Source organism: Bradyrhizobium diazoefficiens (assembly GCF_016616235.1).
GTDB classification, from domain to species: domain Bacteria; phylum Pseudomonadota; class Alphaproteobacteria; order Rhizobiales; family Xanthobacteraceae; genus Bradyrhizobium; species Bradyrhizobium diazoefficiens_H.
In genome coordinates this window covers 6,367,814-6,388,020 of the sequence record NZ_CP067100.1, presented here as the reverse complement: position 1 = coordinate 6,388,020, position 20,207 = coordinate 6,367,814, and the positions used below count along the sequence as shown (strand labels likewise).

Here is a 20,207-nt window from a genome sequence, read left to right as displayed (position 1 = left end):
GCGGCTACGAAGCAGGTGCGCTCCCTCTCCCGCTTGCGGGAGAGGGCTGGGGAGAGGGTGTCTCCGCCGGGAAGAACCCCCAAGAGGACAAAGCCCTCACCCGCCGCGCTCTCCGAGCGCGTCGACCTCTCCCGCAAGCGGGAGAGGTGCGGCAGTGCCCGTGGCCATCGAGCCAGCTTAACCCTCAGCCCTCCGCCACCGCGTCGGCCCAGGGCTGGAAGATCTCGACCGCGCCGGAGTTCACCTCGCCGTCGCGCATTACCACGCTCGGGCAGGCGAATTTTTGCGGCAAAGCCTGCACCCGGCTCTCTTCGTAGTCGAAGCGTTCCGCCAGCGTCTTGCGTATGTCGGCCGGCAGGCGCGCGTCCCCGATCACGATTGCGCCCTCGCTGGCGTCGATGCGCGGCTGATGGATCGCGCCATCGAGATCCATGCCGAAATCCGTCGCAAAAGAGACGAGCTGCATCACCGAGGGCAGAATGCGGCGGCCGCCGGAGGCGCCGACGGCGAGGCGCTTGCCGTCCCCGGTCTCGGCGATCACGGGCGTATAGTTGCACAGGCAGCGCTTGCCGGGCGCGAGCGAATTGGTGGTGCCCGGCGTCGGGTCGAACCACATGATGCCGTTGTTCATGGTGATGCCGCTGTGCGGTGTCACGTATCTCGAGCCGAACGAGGAGAGCAGCGTCTGCGTCACCGCCGCGATGTTGCCGTGGCGGTCGACCACGGAGAAATGCGTGGTGCAGGCCGGCGCCAGATATTCCGCACCGAGCGAGCGCTTGCCGTCGGCATCGCCCATGTCCTTGAGCCGCTCGCGGAAGGCCGCTTGCAAGACGAGCGCATATGCGACATAGGCGGTTGCATCGGGCGCGCGTGCCGGCTCCAGGCTCTGCTGCAGCAGGCGCAGCGCATGCGCCATGGTCGGGCCGGCCGTCAGCTCCGGCGTCGCATACACCTTGCCGCCGCGATAGGGGATCGCCAGCGGCTCGCGCAGATGGGCGCGGAACGCCGCGAGATCCGCCACCGACAGCGAGCCGCCGTCGACATTGATATCGGACGCGATGCTTTTAGCGAGATCGCCCTGATAGAAGTCACGCGGTCCAGCCTCGGCGAGATGCGATAGCGTCGCCTTCAGCGTGTCCTGTGGCAGCCGCGTCTCGGACTTGATGCCCCATGGCGCGCTCGGCGGCAGGCCGTCCTTCAGGAACGCTGCTGCGCTTGCGGGATAGCGTCTGAGATCGGCGGCAGAGCCTGAGATCGTCACTGTGGTCCACCAATCGACCAGCAGGCCCTCGCCGGCGAGCGCGGCTGCCGGGGCGACCAGATCTTTCCACGGCATCTTGGCGTAGCGGCGATGCGCCTCCTCCATGCCGGCGACGACGCCGGGCACGGCGATCGAGCCGGGGCCGTGGACGTTGCGATCGTCCTTCACCCGCGGCCAGGGGAACAGATCGGAGGCCGCGCCTTCGCCGCTGAGCGGATAGTCGGCGACGCGCAGGCTCTGCGGCGCGCACATGCCGTAGTCGATCACTTGGTAGCGATTTTCCTTGGCGCGGTAGAGCACCATCGCGCCGCCGCCGCCGATGCCGCTATTCCAGGGCTCCAGCACGTTGAGCGCGAAGGTGGTGGCGACGATCGCGTCCACGCAGTCGCCGCCCGCCTCCAGCACCTGCGCCCCCACTTCAGCCGCCCGCCGCGATTGCGAGGCGACGATGCCGCCCCTGGATGTGACGGCGGGTTTGCGGACGGTTTGGTTGAGGCTGAACTGATGAGGCATGATGTCGTCTTGATCTCTGGTGTTTTGATCCTGCGAAGGATGGCACATTGCCGCCAACGAGAACATCCAGAGGGAGGCGCGACATGGCTGGTGTGAAACGGGCGCGGGATGGCGCGGTCCGCATCCTGACGCTCGACGAGCCCGGCCAGCCTTGACGTGACGACACCGCACCTGCTCGCCGCCGCTATCTTGCGTTCGCCTATGACCCGGTATCCACGTCTTGCCATTCACGTCCTGGCATCCGCGCCGAAAGAACGTGAATGGCCGGGACGAGCCCGGCCATGACGACGAAGAGACGGAAATTGATGGGAATGCTGTCGCGCTTAGAGCCCGCGGTTCAACCGGCTGGCCTGATACTTGGCGTGCCATTTCGGGCCGGGCCCGCGCATGTAGTGAAGCTCGGGGCGATAGGGATTGCCGGCGATCCGCACCAGCTTCTGCCATTTGGCGGCGACGAAGCTCAGCGGCTGGATAATGAGGTTCATTGACAGCATGGCATCACCTCAATGCGGCTTGCCGAGCATGGCGGTGAAGGGGAGGTCGAACAAATCCTCGCCGTCGGAGCCGCTGACATGGATCACCCAGTCGCGCCAGTCTTCGGCACCGGGCGTCTGGATCATCGAGTTCATGATCTGGGCGGCACGGTCGCGCGCCTCGGTCAGGCTGGCCACGGCGGCGCCGTTGCGATCGATCAGCGTGCCCTCGGTATTGGAGCAGTGAAAATAGACCTGGACCATAGACGCCTCCTGTAGAAAGCGATTGGGACGGCACACGGATACCACCCGAAGCATGCGCGAAACATTCGGGGCGAGCCCGGTAAGGGAATATACGGAGATTGGTCGGCTCGAAGGTCGTTACAGGTTTAATCACAGCGCAGTGATCATCACTGGACCGCACTCACGCGACATGGAACAAGTTTCGCCGCGACATCGGGGGCCAACGTGAACCAGTTCACACTCGGGAGCGAACGCCGAAATCTGCACTTGTTTGCAGCGGTTATTGTCGGAGCGCTGCTCGCTATCGCCCCGGTGTCGTCCGAGCCGATCAGGAAAAGCGGCTATGCGATCGGCGCGGACAGCTGCGGCAGCGGCGATCTCGCCTTTCCCAGAGTCCAGATCGACATGAAGGCGGGGTTCTGCGCCGGCCTTGTCGCCAGCGAGGAGGACCGTCTCAAATTTCCGCGTTCGATCATCCAGGTGCCGGGTCGCGACCTGTTCGTGGTCGCCGACATGGGCGGCTGGGGCCACACCGACGGCCGGCTGTTGCTGCTCGATCCGCATGCGCCGCAGGGCCAGCGGTTCAAGGAGTTGCTGACCGGCATCGAATATCCGTTCGGCCTCGTGATCGGCCCCGACAAGAAGCTCTACGCCTCGAGCGCGGAGACGATCTTCCGCTTCGATCCGCTGGCGGAGAATCCGCGCAGCTTGGTCGAGACCATCATCCGTCACATGCCCGGCCGAATGATCAAGCTGCCTGACGGCACGAAGCTCGACGAGAGCGCGCATCCGCTCAAGCAATTCGTGTTCGATAAGAGCGGTCGGCTGTTCGTCAATATCGGCGCGCACAGCGACGATTGCATCACACCGGCGCCGATCACAAAACCCTGCGCCGCCGCCGAGGGCGCCTCCGCGATGGCGTCGATCTGGTTGTTCACGCCACCCGCGGGCGGCGTCTTTCCGGCCTTGAAGCCGAACGATCCCGATCCGCCGCACAGTGTCTACGCGCGCGGCCTGCGCAATTCGATGGCGCTGGCGCTGCATCCGAATTTCCCTGACGTCGGCTACGCCTTCCTGCAGGGCGAGAACGGCCGCGACCTGCCCGACATCTTCAAGCCGAACGAGGAAATCAATGCGATCGAGCAGGGCCGGCATTACGGCTGGCCCTATTGTTACGACCTCTCGACGCCGAGCCCTGAATTCAAGAGCGTGCTGCAATCAGGAACTTACAAGTCGCTCTGCACGGCCAACGCGCTCTACAAGCCGCCGTTCTCGCTACTGCCGCCGCACGGCGCGCCGCTCGCGATGCTCTATTATCACGGTACGAAATTTCCGGAGCTGGAGGGCAAGCTGCTGGTCGGCCTGCACGGCTATCGCCCGACCGGCAGCCGCGTCCTCATCTACGACGTCGACGATCACGGTTTCCCAAAACCCGCGCCCGCGCCGGTGCGCTATCACGTCAGTTGCGCCGCCGATCCCACCCACAGCTTCCAGACCGAGGCGGGCGAGGTCGCCGCCGCGCCGTTCGAGGAGCTGATCGCGGGCTGGCACCGCGTCAACGGCGTGCGGCCGCAAGGCGCGCCGGTCGGCATGACGGTCGCGGAGGACGGCGCGATCTGGCTGGTCGAGGACAAGAACCAGACCGTGATCCGCATCGACCGCGCCGCGGGCGATCCGCCTCAGCCGCTGCCTTGCGACACGCGCAGCCAGGCGATGATCGACCAGCTCGCAGCGTTCGTTGCCAGGGACGCGCAGAACAGCATCCGGCTCACCGGCTTACGCAAAGGCCTCGTCGAGAAGCACTGCGTCGGCTGCCATTCGGATTTCGGCCTGAAGGCAGGACAGTCAGACGCGGAGAAGGACAAGACGGTGCTGCGCTTCATGCTGTCGCAGGACGGCTGGATCTATCCGGGCGATCCTGACTCGGGCAGGCTGCGCACGCGCCTTCGCGGCATCGGCGCGGAGAAGCTGATGCCGCCGGGCGGCGAGAGCCTGCCGAAGGCCGAGCCCGGCTACACGCGGCTGCTCGACATCGCGGATCTGCTGGTCGCGAAAATGGTTCCGGGCACACGGATGCGGATCAAGGCCGGCCCGCCGCAGCGCAAGTTCTTCAGCAGAGACAACAGGGAATGCGGCGAAATACCGGCCGGCAAGGTCGTCGTGGTGACACAAAGGAGCGCTGTAGACAAATCCGGCTTCAGCCGGTTCTACCGGCCGGCCGATCACTATTTGAGCGGCGAGTGCAGCGACGACGATGGCTATTACATCCGGCGGGAATTTCTGGTGCCTGTGCAGTAGCGTTTTTATCGTCATCGCGACGACGACGGCTCAAGCTGAAACCAGGCTGTTCGAAAGCGTGCAGGTGACGCCGGCCGGCGAATACACTTTTGGCATCGAAGGGCCCGCCGCCGATCTCGACGGCAATCTCTTTGTGGTCAATCTCGGCAAGCCCGGCACCATCGGCCGGCTGCCTGCGGGCGGCGCGGCGTCGGAGCCGTTCACGGCGCTGCCCGAGGGCAGCGTCGGCAACGCCATCCGCTTCGCGCGCGACGGCACCATGTTCATCGCCGATTACAAGAAGCACAACATCTTTGCGATCCCGAAGGGCACCATCGAGCCCGCGGTCTGGTTTCATTCCGACGAGATGAACCAGCCCAACGACATCACGGTCGCCCGCGACGGCACGATCTATGCGAGCGATCCGAACTGGAAGGGCAGGGAAGGCCACATCTGGCGGATCGCAAAGGCCGCCGACGGATCGGTGCAGGGACAGGTGATGTCGGCAACGCGCGCGATGGGCACCACCAATGGCATCGATCTCAGCCCTGACGGCAAGACGCTCTATGTCGGGGAATCCAGCAACGGCCAGATCTGGTCCTATGGTATCAACGGCAACGAGCTCACCGGCGCAAAACTCGTCAAGGCGTTCCAGCCCGACACCGTCGACGGTCTGCGCACCGACGTTGCCGGCCGTCTCTACGTCGCGCGCATTCTCAAGGGCGCAATTGCGCTGATGAAGCCCAATGGCGCGGTCGAGCGCGAGATCGCGCTGAAGGGCAAGGAGCCGACCAACCTCGCCTTCGGCGGCAGCGACGGCAAGACCGTGTTCGTCACCCAGCGCCAGGGCGGCTTCATCGAGTCCTTCCGCACCGACCAGCCCGGCCGCGAGCACTGCCTTCAGCGCGGTCAATGCTAGGGCATCGAACGCGTTCTGCTTCCGGTGCAGAGCGGCACGATGAGAGACGACATTCTTCTTGCTTGCATCGGGCCGCCGCAGGCATCAAGACGTCTGTGGCACTATTCCACGAGCGCACGCCACGGAGTGTTTGAGTGAAAGCCGTCCATACCGAACTGCACCGCAGCCACGATCCGCAATTCTTCCTGGTTCGCGGCGTCGTCAAGCGCACCACCGAGCAGCCCGAGCGCGCCGATCGCCTGCTCAAAGGGCTGAAGGACGGCAAGCATCAACTGGTCGAGCCGACCACGTTCGGGCAGGGGCCTCGGGCGCGCATCCACAGTCCGGAATATCTGTCGTTCCTGAGCGAGGCCTGGGATGCCTGGACGGCGCTCGGCGATTCCGGTCCGGAGATGATCGGCAACATCCATCCCGTGCGCCATGCCGCGACCTATCCGACCCATATCGTCGGCAAGCTCGGCTGGCACACCGCCGACACCGCAGCGCCGATTGGCCCCGGCACCTGGGCCGCGGCCTGCGCTGCGACGGATGTTGCGGTCACTGCGGCGCAGATGGTGATGGACGGCGAGGATGCGGTCTATGCGCTCTGCCGTCCGCCCGGTCATCACGCCTATCGCGACATGGCCGGCGGCTTCTGCTTCCTCAACAACAGCGCGATCGCCGCCGCGCATCTGCGGCAGATGCATGAGCGCGTCGTCATCCTCGATGTCGACGTGCATCACGGCAACGGCACGCAGGGCATCTTCTACGCGCGGCCGGACATCTACACGATTTCGATCCATGCCGATCCGGTCGCCTACTATCCGTACGTTTGGGGCTACGCGCATGAGCGCGGCGAAGGACCCGGCCTCGGCACCAATCTGAACATTCCGCTTCCCATCGGCACCGGCGATGAGGGCTACATCCAGGCGATGGACGTCGCGCGCAAGGCGATCGAGTCCTTTGCGCCCGGCGCCCTCGTCATCGCGCTCGGCCTCGATGCCTCCGAGCACGATCCGCTGAAGGGATTGGCCGTCACCACGCCTGGCTTCCGCCGCATCGGCCAAGCCATCGCAAAGCTGGGCCTGCCGACTGTGTTCGTGCAGGAGGGCGGCTATCTCTCGGACATCCTGGGCGCCAACCTGACCGCGGTGCTGGCGGGGTTCGAAGAGGCAAGGTGATTGTTCGCCTCTCTTCGCATGCGCCGAACTTCGCCCCTCCCCGCGCGCAGAGAGAGGCCGGAATTTGCGCAAGCAAATTCCAGGTGAGGGGGAGTCTCCGCGAGTCCAACTGCCACCGTCCTCGCGGAGAGTCCCCCTCACCCCGACCCTCTCCCCGCAAGCGGGGAGAGGGAGGGGGAGAGGGAGAGGGAGAGGACCTCAAAACATCCCGCTCGCCGCGAGGGCCTTGCAGACATGCTGCATCTCGGTCTCGTCCGCGACCATGTCGAGCATGACAGTGGTCAGGCCCTTTGCCGCGAACTGCTTCAGCCTGGTGCCGATCTCCTCGTAGCTGCCGACGAGATAGGGGCAGTCGGCCTGGAAGGTCAGGAACGGCAACAGCCAATAGCCATTCTCCTGAAGTTCGCCGCTCTGGCCCTCATAGAGCCGCTGCTTCCACACCGAATCGCTGTTCTCCACAGTGAGCGCCAGCAATTCGCGGTCGTCGGGGTTGTCGCGAAAGCGCGCCTTTGCCGCTTGCCGCGCCTCCTCACGGCTCTCGCGAGCGAAGATGCCAAAATTCATGCCTGATACAGCGAGGCCGCGGTCGAGATCGGGCGGCAGCATCTGCATCTTGATGCAGCCGGTCTCTTTCGCGACGCGCTGCGCCGGCTCGGACTGGCCTGCGATCAGAAATTCCGGCATCAGCTCCGCCGGCAGGCGCGGACGCAGCTGCAGGTTGCTGGCGCGGTAGAACCGGCCCACCATATTCACTGGCCGCGGACTTGCCAGCAACTGGCGCATCAGCGCGACGAACTCGCCGAGCCTGACATAGCGGTCGGCATGCGGCTGGTCGTCGCCGAGCCCCTGCAAATCGCTGACCGCGGTCCCGGTGATCATGTTGAGATAGACCTTGCGGCCGTAGAGCTGCGCAAAGGATGAGACGAATTTTGCCGCCGTGAACGGGTGCATGTAGACCGGATTGACCGCGATCAGCGGCGAGCTCCGTGTCGTCGCAGCCAGGATGTGCTGGGCCATCGCCCAGGGCTCGACGAACACGTCGTTGCCTTCGAACAGCAAAATGCCCTCGAAGCCGTTGCAGTCGGCGAACTCCGCCACGCGCATCAGCTCGCCGACATATTTTTGAGGATCGCGGTTGCGCGAGATCGCGGGAAAGACGCGCAGCCGCGGCGGCGTCATTCAGCCGCTTCCTGGAACGGCCAGGCATTGCGGGCGATGGGAAGGCCGCCGTCCGCACGAGAGCCGTCGGCGATCGCGAGGCGATGCGAGGGGGACGGCGAGCACAGCGAGAAGCGCCAGCCTCGCGGATCGTCGGCGATATCGGGCTTGAAGCTGATCCCGATCGCCTCGCGCGAGATCTGCATCGCGAAGGCGTCGAGCGGCAGATTGAGCCCAAAACCCCTGGCCTTCAGATAGGCCTCCTTGAGCGTCCAGTAGTCGAAGAAGCGCTCGATCGCGGCGGGCTCCGGCAGTCCGCGCAGGGTTTCGACCTCCTCCGGCGCAAAGAAGCGAAGCGCGGTCGACAGCGGCGCCACCCGCCGCGACACGGTTTCGACGTCGACGCCGACGGCCTCATGACCCGACACCACGCAGGCGACGCAGCCATCGGCATGCGACAGACTGAAATGCAGCGCGGTTGAAGTCGCGGGCGCCGCAACGTACGGCCGCCCGTAGCAGCCGGCGCCAAACGACCAGTCCGACGGCGCAACGTTGGGCGCGACCTGGGACAGCGCCAACCGCAGCATCGCGTGCGCGAAAATATACTGCCGCCGATGCCGCTCGAACACAAAGCGGTCGGCGCGGACCCGCTCGTCGGCCGAGAGCAGGCGCCGGCACGCATCGGCCGCGCCCGGCGCGTCAATGGACTCGATCAGTCCGACAAACAGTTCAATTCTGTCGTCTGCCATCAATTGGGCCCATGGCGTCAGGCGGAGGCGAAGTCTCCGGCCCTGACGGAAGAATCAACTGAGCAAGAATCAACGAGCGGACCGCTTCTAACGGTCCACCCAGGCAATTTCTTGTCGATTTGGAGGCCGGTTTACAGGCGCAAGCTTGTGCGAGACCCCAGCTCGACGCGCGAGCGGCCCATGTCCGGAATATGAAGCCTGAAGATTCGTGCGGCGTCCCGGCCGACGAGTCTTACTTCTTCTTCTTGGCTTTCTTCGCGCCGCCCAGCATCGAAAGGCTGGTGTCGACATCCTTGAGCGCCGACTGGAGCTTCTTGCGCTCGTCGTTCAGCAGCTTTTGCAGGGCCTTGCGGTCCTTGTCGCTCAGCGAGGTACCCTTGGTAAATTTGATGAAACCCATAACACACTCCCCCGGTTGAAAATGATCGTCCAAATCAAAACACGGGAATAATCTTGCGCGGCGCGCGCCAAATAATCAAGATGCAACTTGCTCACTCACAGCTTTGGCGCGTGAACCCGTATTCGTCCGTGCTGTGCAGCGGCTCACGCTGCCCTGCGCGCGAGCAATCGTCCGAGCGGCGCGTTGGGCTGAGCGATGGCGGCGACCAGCAGCGCGACCAGATCCTCCATCCACTCGCCGACCACATGACCGTCGAGCAGTTCGCCCTTATAGTTGAATGATCCCGTGATTCCGCTCGGGCGCTCCTTGAGCATCAGCGACAGCCAGGTCTGATCGATCGGCAGCACCGGCTGGCCTTCGCGCGCGATGTTGCCGATCGATGCTGTCGTCAGATCAGGCAGATCGAGTGGCTGGCGCAGCGGATTTTGTAGGGTGAAATAGACCTGAAGCAGGCCGGCCGGATCGATGCCCTCCCGCTCCAGATGATCGGCCAGGATGTTGAACGGCAGCTCCTGCCGCGCATGTGCCTCGAGCACGCTCTGGCGCACCCGGGCCAGAGCTGCCGCGAACGGCAGATCGGGCGTGATCGTGGTGCGGACGATCACCGTGTTCTCGAACGGGCCGAGGATACGATCGGTGTCGGGCTGGGCACGATTGGCCATGGCGGTGGCGACCGCGATGTCGGTGCGGCCGGTTCGCGCCAGCAGCAGGACCTTCAGACCGGTGAGAAGGCACATGAACAAGGTGCCGTTGTGCTGGCTGGCAAAGGCCGCGAGTCGCCCGATCAGCTCGCGATCGAGGCTGACGGGATGATGCCCCGTGGATGGGCCCGGGCTTGATTCGCCATCGAAGAGCGGGACCGCGCCGCGCAGATTTTCGGTCCAGTCGGCGGCCTGGCGGCGGGCGGCGTCGGTGCCGCACCACCAGCGCTGCCAGCGTGCAACATCCGAGAAGGCCGGCGGCGGGCTCGGTAGCGGCACCGACGGATATCCGGCCAGCGCCGCGTAGCGGCGCGACAATTCCTCGAACAGCACGCCGATCGACCAGCCGTCGACGACGGCATGATGCAGCGTCAGCAGCAGCACATGATCCTCGGCGTGGAGCCGCAACAACCGCGCCCGCATTAGCGGCGCCTGTGTGGTGTCGATCGGAGTATACGTCTCCTGTTCGATCAGGAGGTCGATCTTCCTGAGCTCTAGGGCCTTGCGGCGCTTTTTATTGTGCGGTTGACCGTCGCCGATCGTCTCGACGGTCAGCACCGGGCGGAGCTCGCCGGGTGGAACGATGCTGCTGGTCGGCTCCTCGCCGTTCCAGCCGAACATGGTCCGCAGCGATTCGTGCCGGGCTGCGATATCGTCGATTGCCTGCACCAGGGCGGCCGGATCGAGCGAGCCCTGGAGACGGAAGGCAAAGGGCAGGTTGAACAGCGGCAGTCCCGCCAGATTGCGCTCGATCCGCAGCATCTGATCCTGCGCGATCGAGATTGCCGGAAGTCCCTGCTCGCCCAACCGCGGCACGCTTGCGGCAGGCTTGGCTGGCTTCGTCGCCGCGGCTTCATCCACCCGCCGGGCGAGCTCTTCGATCGTCGGCGCCTCGAAGATGGTCTTGATCGGCAGCGACACGCCGAACGCGCGGGCGACGCGCGCCATCGCTTGGCCCGCCAGCAGCGAATGGCCGCCGAGGTCGAAGAAATTATCGGTGACGCCAAGGCTCTCGACCTTCAGCAGGTCGATCCAGATGTCGGAGAGCACTTTTTCGGTGAAGCGCCGCGCCGGCACGGCCGCATCCGGCCCGGACGCGTCCACCTGGGCGGGTGCCAGCAGCGCCGACCGGTCGATCTTGCCATGGGCATTGAGCGGTACCTGATCCAGGAACAGGAAGGCGGACGGGACGGCATGGCCCGGCAACCGGCTCTTCAGGAACTCGCGCAGCTCGCTGGCGCTGCTCTGGGTGCCGGGCTTTGCGACGATATGGGCGATCAGCCTGACATCGCCGCTCGCCTCGCGGTGCGGCTCGACGATGCCGGCGCGCACGTCAGGATGCTCGGCCAGCGCGGTCTCGATCTCCTTGAGCTCGATTCGGTAGCCGCGGACCTTGACCTGGTGGTCGGCGCGGCCGAGGCACTCGATCGTGCCGCCACTGCGGCGGCGGGCGAGGTCGCCGGTCCGGTACAGCCGGCTGCCTGCCTTGCTGGCGAACGGATCGGGCAGGAAGCGCTGCCGGCTTTGCGCGGGATCGTTGACATAACCGCGGCCGACGCCGGCGCCGGCGATGCAGAGCTCGCCGACGACGCCGACCGGCTGCGGGTGGAGGTTTGCATCGAGTACGTAGATTTGGGTGTTCGGCAGCGGCGCGCCGACCGGAACGTTGCTCGTCGTGGTCGTCGGCGCCTTGGTCAGACGATGCAAGGAGACGTCGTCGGAACATTCCGATGCGCCATAGGCGTTGATCAGCGGTACTCTCGGGCAGCGGGCGAACCAGGCCCGGCAGAGCTCGACCGGCAGCGGCTCGCCGGTCGAGATCAGGAGCCGCAGCTTCGCGAAGGCGCGCAGGACATGCGGCTCGTCCATGCGATCGAGGATCGCACGCAGCAGCGATGGCACGATCTCCAGCACCGTGATGCCCTCGTGCGCGATCTCCCGCGCGAGCAGGATCGGGTCCTTCACGACCTCGTTGCCGCAGATGTGAACGCGCGCGCCGACCATCGGGCCGGCGAGGCATTGCCAGACCGAGATGACAAAGCTCTGCGGCGCGGTCTGCGCGATCACGTCCCTGGCCGAGAGGCGGAGCTCAGAGATCAGCGAGGCCAGATGGTTCGACAGCCCGCGCTGCTCGATCATGACGCCCTTGGGGGCGCCGGAGGAGCCGGATGTATAGATGAGATAGGCAAGGCTCGCAGCTTCGCGCCGCGCGGCGCGGGCGGGCTTGGTCGCCCTTGGCGCGATTGCGTCTTCGAGCTCGGCCACATGGATGCGTCCGGCCAGCGGTTCGAGCAGCGCTCCGACCATTGGCGATTGCGCGCAGCCGGCCAGCAGCACCTGGGCGCAGCTCGATCCCAAAATGGTCGCAAGCCGCGCCAGCGGCTGCTCGGGATCGAGGTTCAGGAAGGCCGCGCCCGCGCGCTGCACGCCGATCATCGCGGCGATGAGGTCGGGCCCGCGCTCGGCCAGCAGGGCAACCACTGTCTCGGCCCCGACGCCCTCGCGCGTCAGCCAGTGCGCGACGGCCTGGCTGCGCTGGGCCAGCTCGCGATAGGTCAGGGAGGCGTGGCCGTCCGATACCGCGATCGCGTTCGGCGTCTTCTTGGCCTGGCGGTCGAAGCGTTCGCAGAGATTGCCACGCCGGGTGAGGTTGGCGGAAGCTCCGCGGCCTTGCGCCAGCAACTGCCGGCATTCGGCCGCGGTCAGAAGCGGCAGACGCGAGATGCGCTGCTCCGGACTGGCGATGGCGGCCTTGAGCAGGGTTTTGAATTGGTTTGCCATGCCTGCGATCGTCGCCGTGTCGAACAGATCGGTGGCGTATTCGAAGAAGCCGGTGAAGCGGCCGTCGGCCTCGACAAGTTCGAGCGTGATGTCGAAGCGCGCGACTTTTGGGTCGATCTCGATCCGTCGCGCCGATAGGCCGGCGAAACGCGCCGCCTCGATCGAGGCATTCTGGAGGATGAACATGATCCGGAACAGCGGATTGCCGTCCGTCCTTCGCGCAACCTGCAAGGCGCGCAGCACCTGCTCGATCGGCAGATCCTGGTTGCGATAGGCATCGAGCGTCACCTGCCGCACTCGCCGCAACACCTCGCCGAAACTCGGATCGCCGGCAAAATCGTTGCGCAGGATCAGCGTGTTGGCGAACAGCCCGATCAGGCGCTCGCTCTCGATCTGGTTGCGGTTGGCGATCAGCGATCCGGTCGCGACATCCTCATGCCCGGTGTGGCGGAACAGCAGGCACTGGAACGCCGCGAGCAGCGTCATGAACGGCGTGACGCCCTGGTGCTGGCTCAATGCGCGAATATCGCCCGACAGTGTCCTGGAGAACTCGAGATAATGACGGGCGCCGCGACCGCTCCAGACCTGCGGCCGTGGCCGGTCGGTGCGCAGCGGCAGGGTGGTGACGCCGTCGAGCTGGGTCTTCCAATAATCGAGCTGCTCCTTCGCCGCCGGCGTCTGTGCCCAGCTCTGCTGCCATAGTGCAAAGTCGCGGTACTGGAAGGTGGGCGACGGGAGTGCCGCCATGTTCGCCTTGCGCGCCGCGGCGTAATGGGCGGCAAGCTCCTCCCAGAACAACCGCTGCGACCAGCCGTCGGTGACGAGGTGATGCACATTGACCACCAGCGCGTGGCTGGATTTGTCGAAGGAGAGCAGTGTGACCTTTAGGGGCGGCTCGCGCGCGAGATCGAACTTGTACTGCGCGAGCTTGAGCGCCTCGCGCCTGATGACCGCGGCCTGCTTGTCGGCAGGGCAGGGCTTGAGCCTGATCCGTTCGAACCGCGACGGCGATGGCAGCACGCGCTGCGCCGGCTCGCCCTGCCGTTCGATGAAGACCGAGCGCAGCGCCTCGTGGCGCGCGCAGATCGCGGTGAGGCCCGCAGAAAGCGCCGCGACGTCGACCTGCCCCTTAAGCCGCGCGACTTCGACGACGTTGTAATTATAGTGCGTCGGATCAAGCCGCGAGAGCACGTACATCCGCTGCTGCTGGAACGACAGCGGCGCATCGGTTTCCGTACCCTGACGCCAGGCTGGCAGCGCCGCGTCACGATGGCTTGCGGCGGTCTCGATCCGGGCCGCAAGCGCACTGACCGTGGCGCAATCAAAGATGTCCTCGAACGAGAAGTCGACGCCAAAGCGTTCGCGCAGCCGCGAGCGCATCTGCGTCACCGCAAGCGAGTCCGCGCCGAGCGCGAAGACGTCCTGGTCGATGCCGACTTGCGGAAGCTCCAGCAGAGCGGCCCAGATCTCGGCGAGCTGGGTCTCCAGCGTATTGCGCGGCAGTTGCTCCTCATCGGCGTCCTCCGCCGTCGCGATCAGTTCGACCAGCGCGTTGCGCTTGACCTTGCCGCTGGCGCCTTTCGGCAGCGCCGCCACGCTGCGGATCAGGCTCGGCACCTTGTAGGCGGCGAGACGTTTTCGCGCGAACTGGCGCAGCTGGTCGGAGCTCGCCTCGGAATTCGGCCGCAGCACCACGACCGCGGCGACGTTCTCGCCGAGCTTCGGGTGCGGGACCGCGAACACGCCGGCTTCCAGCACCGCGGGATGGCTCAGCAGGACCTCTTCCACTTCGAGCGGCGAGATCTTCTGGCCGCCGCGGTTGATGACGTCCTTGATGCGGCCGACGATGAAGAGATAGCCGTCGGCGTCGAGATAGCCGAGATCGCCGGTCCTGAACCAGCCGTCGCGGAACGCGGCCTGCGTGGCCGCCTCGTCATTATAGTAGCCGCGGCTCATGTTCGGTCCGCGCAGCATGATCTCGCCGCGCTCGCCGCTCGCAAGGGCGCGGCCGGTCTCGTCCATGATCGCGATCTCGGGTCCTGCGGCGCGGCCGACCGATCCGATCTTGCGCAGCTCGAACGGATTGGCGGCGATCTGCGAGGCCGCTTCCGTCATGCCGTAGGTCTCGAGCACGGGAACACCGAAGATTGCTTCCAGGCCGTTCAGGATCGCGGGCGCGAGCGAAGCGGACGCCGAGCGGATCACGCGCAGCGACGACGAGCGGACGCGGTCCGGATTTGCTTCCGTCGCCGTCAGCAGCGCGCGATGGATCGTCGGCACCGCCGTGTACCAGGTCGGCCGCAGCTCCCGCATCCAGCCGAAGAAGGACGCGGCGTCGAAACCCTCGGTGCAGATCACGCTGGAGCCCGCGGCCAGCGCCGTCAGCAGGCCGGAGATCAGGCCATGGGCGTGAAACAGCGGCAGGACGTTGAGCAAGCGATCGTGCGGCGCGAGCGACAGCACGCGGCCGGCATTGTGGGCGGACAGGCACACATTGCGCTGCGTCAGCGGCACCATTTTCGGCCGTGCCGCCGTACCTGACGTCAACAGGATGAAAGCGTCGTCATCGGCGCGCGAGCCGCCGCTGCCGTTCGCCGGTCCGACCGTCGGACCGGCGAATTCGCAGCCGCCGAGATCGTCTTTCGGTCCCGGCACGAAATCGATCACCGCGATATCGAGCGCCTTGGCGACGTCGCGGCTTGGTGAGTTCATGTCGGCCCGGGTGACGAGCGCCGTGAGCTTCAGTTCGCTGAAATAGCGTTGCAGCTCATCCGCAGTCAGATCCGGATTGACGGGGACGCAGGCACAGCTCGACGCGACTGCGATCAGCACGAGCGCGCTGTCGGCGCCGCGCGGCAGCGCAACGGCAATGCGGTCGGCAGGGCCGATGCCAAGTCCGCGCAGGGTGCGGCCCAGATGCCGGATCCGGTCGTTCAGCCCGCCATAGGTGAGGGCCGGCCGGCCAGGGCCGAGCAGGGCCGGCGCCGCCGGCGTCGTCCGCGCATAATGCTCTAGAAGGCCGCCGATATGGGCAAAGGTCCTGGTTTCGGCGCCAGAGCCGTCCGATCCCTCTCCCGCTCCGGATGCAATGTCCGACAACGCCATTCCCTTTTGATCCGATTGGGCTATTCTTCCCAAGACTTAGGGAACGCGTCCAGTCTGAGGTGAAGTTCGGGCCCCAAAATCTGTGGTTGAGGGGCTCTAAAGCCCTTCGACGGAGTGATGGTCGGGCGGAAATCACCATGCTGGAGAACGAGCTTGACACGGGAACGGGAGGCGGGCTGAAGCGCTGGCTCGATGGCGTCGGTCTCGGCCATTACGGCGATCTGTTCGCCCAGCACCGCCTCGATCTCGATGTCATGGGGGATCTGACCGAATCCGATCTGGTCGAGCTCGGGCTGCCGCTCGGCGATCGCAAGCGGCTGCAGCGGGCGATGGCGGCGCTGTACCAGGCCGAGACCGCAGCGAAACCCGACACAGCAGTGCAGCCGCAAGCCCGGACGGAAGTCGGCGCCGAACGGCGTCAGCTCACCACCATGTTCTGCGACATGGTGGATTCCACCTCGCTCTCGGTGCAGTTCGATCCGGAAGACGTGCGCGACATGATCGCCAGCTTCCGCGAGACCTGCGTCCGCGTGGTCAAGCATTACGAGGGTTTCGCCGCCCGTTTCGTCGGCGACGGTATTTTGGTCTATTTCGGCTATCCGACCGCGCATGAAGACGACGCCGAGCGCGCCGTGCGGGCCGGGCTCGAGATCGTGCGGGTGCTGTCGAGCGCGCGCGCGATCGAGCCGCGCGGGGCGCTCAGCCACTCGCCCGCCGTCCGCATCGGCATCGCGACCGGTCTCGTCGTGGTCGGCGATCTCGTCGGACAGGGCACCGAGGAGCGCGACTCCGCGGTCGGAGAAACCGTCAATCTTGCCGCGCGCCTGCAAGCCCTGGCGCCGCCCAATGGCGTCGTGATTTCCTCCTCGACCCAGTCGCTGCTGAAGGGAAAGTTCGACTACCGCAGTCTCGGCGTGCATGACTTGAAGGGCATCTCGGAGAAAGCGCAGGCCTGGCACGTGGTGCGCGCCTCCCGGGTGGAGACCCGATTCGCCGCGGCCATGGGGACGCGGCTGACGCCGCTCGTCAACCGCGAGGAGGAGATTGCGCTGTTGATGAGCCGCTGGCAGCAGGTCAGGGACGGCGACGGCCAGGTCGTGGTCAAGTTCGGCGAGCCCGGCATCGGCAAGTCGCGCATCATCCAGGAGATCTTCGAGCGGATTGCGGGCGACCGCCACGGGCAGGTCTCGTTCCAGTGCTCGCCTTATTACACCTCCACGGCGTTCTATCCGTTCGCCGAGCAGCTCAAATTCTCGCTCGGCCTCGACCGCGAGGATCCATCCGCGGCATCGCTGGCGAGCCTCGAGACCGCGATCGCCGCCGCGCATGGCGACATCGAGCAGGTCACGCCGCTGTTCGCCGTGCTGCTGTCGATTCCGACCGGAGATCGCTATCCGCCGCTCGAGCTGTCGCCGCAGCAGCAGAAGGATGCGACCGTCGCGGCGCTGGTCAGCCACTTCCTCGGCCTCGCGCGCGAGATGCCGCTGGTGATCGCGTTCGAGGATCTGCACTGGATCGATCCGACCTCCCGTGAGGTGATCGATCTCCTGGTCGACCGGGTGCAGAACCGGCCGATCCTGGTCATCATCACCGCGCGTTCCGAATTCCAGCCGAGCTGGAACGCGCATTCGCACATCACCACGCTGGTGCTGAATCGTCTGAGCCGGCAGCTGCGCACGACGCTGGTCGAGCGCGTCGCCGGCCGCGAGCTTCCCAAGGAGGTCGTCGAGGAGATCATCGTCAAGACCGACGGCGTGCCGCTGTTCCTGGAGGAGCTGACCAAGACCGTTCTCGAATCCAACCTGTTGACCGAACGGCACGGCCGCTATGTGCTGTCGGGCCCGTGGCGGCAGCTCGCCATTCCGGCGACCCTGACCGATTCGCTGATGGCGCGGCTCGACCGGATGGGGCCGTTCAAGCGGATTGCGCAGATCGGCGCCACCATCGGCCGCGAATTCTCCTACGAGACGCTGCACGCGGTCGCCAACACGCCTTCCGAGCAGATCGAGGCGGCGCTCAATCATCTCGAAGAGGCCGGGCTGATCATGCGCCGCGGCCATCCGCCCGATGCGCTGTACTCGTTCAAGCACGTGATGATCCAGAACGCTGCGCATGCGAGCCTGTTGCACAGCGAGCGGCGCAAGCTGCATTCCCGCATCGCCCAGGTGCTCGCGGAGATGTATCCGGAGAAGACCGAACGCGAGCCGGAGCTGCTCGCCCATCACCTCACCGAGTCGGGCCAGAGCGAGGGCGCCGCCAGCTTCTGGCTCAAGGCCGGCAAGCAGGCGGCCAAGAGCGGCGCCAATCTGGAGGCGATCGGCCATCTGCGCCGGGGCCTCAGCGTCGTGCAGGCCAATGCGCGCATGCGGGGTGCCGACGAGATGGAGCTCGAGCTGCGCATCGCGCTCGGCAATGCCCTAATCGCCGCCAAGGGCTATGCGGTGCAGGAGGTCGAGGAGAACTACATCCGCGCGCTCGAGCTCGGCCGGCAGCTCGACGACGAGGAAAAGGCCTTTGCCGCCACGCGCGGGCTCTGGGTCTGCCATTTCATCCGCGCCGATCTCACCCGCGCGCACGATCTCAGCGTCGAGCTGCTGAAGTTCGCCAAGCGCGAGCGCCTCAACGAGCGGAGCCAGCCGGCGCAGCAGACCGGCTATCTGATCGAGGCGCACCGCTCGATCGCGATGACCATGCTCTATCGTGGGCGTTTTGCCGCGTCCCAGCATCATCTGCATCGCTGCATCAATCTCTACAGCCCCGACCTGCATTCTGATCTGATGGAGCGGCATGGCACCGATCCCGGCGTCGTCTCGCTATCCTATCTCGGCTACCTCTTGTGGTTCCTCGGCCGGCCCGATGCTGCGCGCCAGCACAGCGAGCAGGCGATCCTGCACGCCGAGAAGATTCGTCATCCCTTCTCGCTCGCCTTCGCGCTCGTGTTCGGCGCCTATCTTTGCCAGCATCTGCGCGATATCGAGGGCACGCGCGACCACGCCAACCGCGCCATGATCATCGCCACCGAGCACAATTTCCTGCACTGGAAGCAGCAGGCCGCGATCCTGCGCGGCTGGGCGCTGGCGCAGCTTGGCGAGGCCGACGAGGGCATCAGCCAGATGCGCTTGGGGCTCGACGAATACGAGGCGATGGATTCCTGGCTCGCCGGCTGCTGGTTCCGCTGCCTGCTGGCGGAAGCCTACGCCAAGGTCGGGATGCGCGATGCCGCCTTGCGCGCGCTGGACGGCGCGCTCGCGACCGCAAGGCGCACCGGCGATCACTCCTACCTTGCCGAGGTCTACCGCTTGCAGGGCGAGATCACGCTGCTGGACCGCGATCCGGCGTCGGTGCAGGAGGCCGAGGATCTGTTCGCGCTGTCGCTGGAGACCGCGCGCAAGCAGGGCGCGCTGTCCTGGGAGCTGCGCACCGCCGTCAGCCTCGCGCGCCTGTCGCAGGAGGCCGGCAAGCGCGAGCATGCAAGCCTGCTGCTGGTCCCGATCGTCGGCAAATTCAGCGAGGGCTTTTACACGCCGGACCTGAAGCAGGCGATGCAGCTCGTCAACGAGCTCGGCGCGCAGGCGCCGGTTCACGAACCGGCTGATCCCGTGCGATGAGTGATATTGCCGCCGCGCGTGCGCATTACGTTGCGATGATTGCGAAGCGCGAGCGGATTGCCTCAAAGCGCTTGCTCGAAGCGTTGGCCGCCGTCCCGCGCGAGGATTTTCTGACAAGAGGCCCTTGGCGCGTTAGGAGTGCGGCAGCGCACAGCTACCGGCTGACGCCCGATGCTGATCCCGTCCATCTCTACGATAACGTGCTGGTCGCGATCGACGCGCGCCGCAAGCTCGACACCGGCCTGCCGAGCCTGTGGGCGCATTTCATCGACCTGCTCGATGTCAAAGATAAGGACCACGTGGTTCAGATCGGCTGCGGGCTCGGCTATTTCTCGGCCGTGCTGTCGAAGATGGTCGGCCCGAAAGGGCGCGTGATGGCAGTCGATTGCGACGAGCGGCTGGCGACGCGTGCCGCGAGCTATCTTCGCGCCTACGACAATGTCGAGGTCGTCCGCGGCGACGGCCGCCGCGACATCGGCGGACCGGCCGATGTCATCATCGTGCATGCCGGCTTCTCGCATCCGCATCCGCTCTGGCTCCGGTCGCTCCGCCCGCGCGGCCGCCTGCTGGTGCCGCTGACCCAGCGCGACCGCGAAGGCGCCGCGGTCAAGATCACGCGCAAGGGCAAAGGCTTCGAAGCCGAGGCGGTGCAGCAGATCCGGATCTTTCCCGGCCAGGGCCGAGGCGTGACCGCGCTCGACGACCGCGTCGCCGACTGGTGGCAGCGCGCATCTGCCATGGCGCCGCTGCGCTTTCGCGAGATAGAGCAGGGACTGCCGTCGGATGGCTAATGGTACATTTCATTTTACCTTGATTGCGAATGTAAGTTTCCAACCGCTACCAGCGCCGCTATGACTGC

12 protein-coding genes are annotated in these 20,207 nt (G+C 65.9%); 5 read left to right on the top strand and 7 right to left on the bottom strand.

Annotated features, from left to right (window positions below; all coding sequences use genetic code 11):
• Positions 1-184: 184 nt before the first annotated feature.
• From JJB99_RS30380 to JJB99_RS30370, 3 genes are all read right to left on the bottom strand, one after another.
• The gene (locus JJB99_RS30380; RefSeq protein WP_200495905.1) at positions 185-1,774 is read right to left on the bottom strand and encodes a gamma-glutamyltransferase family protein; all 1,590 of its coding nucleotides are present in this window, start codon (positions 1,772-1,774) and stop codon (positions 185-187) included.
• Between the two features lie 323 nt (positions 1,775-2,097).
• On the bottom strand, positions 2,098-2,268 hold the full coding sequence (locus JJB99_RS30375; RefSeq protein WP_200495904.1) for a hypothetical protein: 171 nt from the start codon (positions 2,266-2,268) through the stop codon (positions 2,098-2,100).
• A 9-nt stretch (positions 2,269-2,277) separates the two neighbouring features.
• Complete coding sequence (locus tag JJB99_RS30370) at positions 2,278-2,511, bottom strand: DUF6894 family protein (RefSeq protein ID WP_200495903.1); 234 nt, start codon at positions 2,509-2,511, stop codon at positions 2,278-2,280.
• A gap of 246 nt (positions 2,512-2,757) precedes the next feature.
• On the opposite strand from JJB99_RS30370, the gene JJB99_RS30365 reads away from it, so the two are divergent.
• The 3 genes from JJB99_RS30365 (at position 2,758) to JJB99_RS30355 (ending at position 6,846) form a co-directional block, all read left to right on the top strand.
• Complete coding sequence (locus JJB99_RS30365; protein ID WP_246775036.1) at positions 2,758-4,788, top strand: PQQ-dependent sugar dehydrogenase; 2,031 nt, start codon at positions 2,758-2,760, stop codon at positions 4,786-4,788.
• The gene (locus tag JJB99_RS30360; RefSeq protein ID WP_200495901.1) at positions 4,745-5,686 is read left to right on the top strand and encodes an SMP-30/gluconolactonase/LRE family protein; all 942 of its coding nucleotides are present in this window, start codon (positions 4,745-4,747) and stop codon (positions 5,684-5,686) included. Before JJB99_RS30365 ends, JJB99_RS30360 begins: the two co-directional genes overlap by 44 nt.
• Positions 5,687-5,820: 134 nt before the next feature.
• Positions 5,821-6,846 carry a histone deacetylase family protein gene (locus tag JJB99_RS30355; protein WP_200495900.1) on the top strand — a complete coding sequence of 342 codons (1,026 nt, stop codon included), beginning with the start codon at positions 5,821-5,823 and terminating at the stop codon, positions 6,844-6,846.
• A gap of 198 nt (positions 6,847-7,044) precedes the next feature.
• On the opposite strand, the gene JJB99_RS30350 is transcribed toward JJB99_RS30355, so the two are convergent.
• The 4 genes from JJB99_RS30350 to JJB99_RS30335 all read right to left on the bottom strand — a co-directional run bounded on the left by JJB99_RS30350 (position 7,045) and on the right by JJB99_RS30335 (position 15,740).
• Positions 7,045-8,025: an LLM class flavin-dependent oxidoreductase gene (locus tag JJB99_RS30350; RefSeq protein ID WP_200495899.1), complete on the bottom strand. Its 981-nt coding sequence runs from the start codon at positions 8,023-8,025 to the stop codon at positions 7,045-7,047.
• On the bottom strand, positions 8,022-8,753 hold the full coding sequence (locus JJB99_RS30345; protein ID WP_200495898.1) for a 4'-phosphopantetheinyl transferase family protein: 732 nt from the start codon (positions 8,751-8,753) through the stop codon (positions 8,022-8,024). Before JJB99_RS30345 ends, JJB99_RS30350 begins: the two co-directional genes overlap by 4 nt.
• A 232-nt stretch (positions 8,754-8,985) precedes the next feature.
• Entirely contained in the window at positions 8,986-9,153 is a 168-nt protein-coding gene (locus tag JJB99_RS30340; RefSeq protein WP_200495897.1) for a hypothetical protein, read from the bottom strand.
• Between the two features lie 143 nt (positions 9,154-9,296).
• On the bottom strand, positions 9,297-15,740 hold the full coding sequence (locus tag JJB99_RS30335; RefSeq protein ID WP_200495896.1) for a non-ribosomal peptide synthetase: 6,444 nt from the start codon (positions 15,738-15,740) through the stop codon (positions 9,297-9,299).
• A 137-nt stretch (positions 15,741-15,877) separates the two neighbouring features.
• On the opposite strand from JJB99_RS30335, the gene JJB99_RS30330 reads away from it, so the two are divergent.
• Both JJB99_RS30330 and JJB99_RS30325 read left to right on the top strand, forming a co-directional pair.
• On the top strand, positions 15,878-19,348 hold the full coding sequence (locus JJB99_RS30330; RefSeq protein WP_200495895.1) for an ATP-binding protein: 3,471 nt from the start codon (positions 15,878-15,880) through the stop codon (positions 19,346-19,348).
• Entirely contained in the window at positions 19,345-20,139 is a 795-nt protein-coding gene (locus tag JJB99_RS30325) for a protein-L-isoaspartate O-methyltransferase family protein (protein ID WP_200495894.1), read from the top strand. Before JJB99_RS30330 ends, JJB99_RS30325 begins: the two co-directional genes overlap by 4 nt.
• The last annotated feature ends 68 nt before the right edge of the window (positions 20,140-20,207 follow it).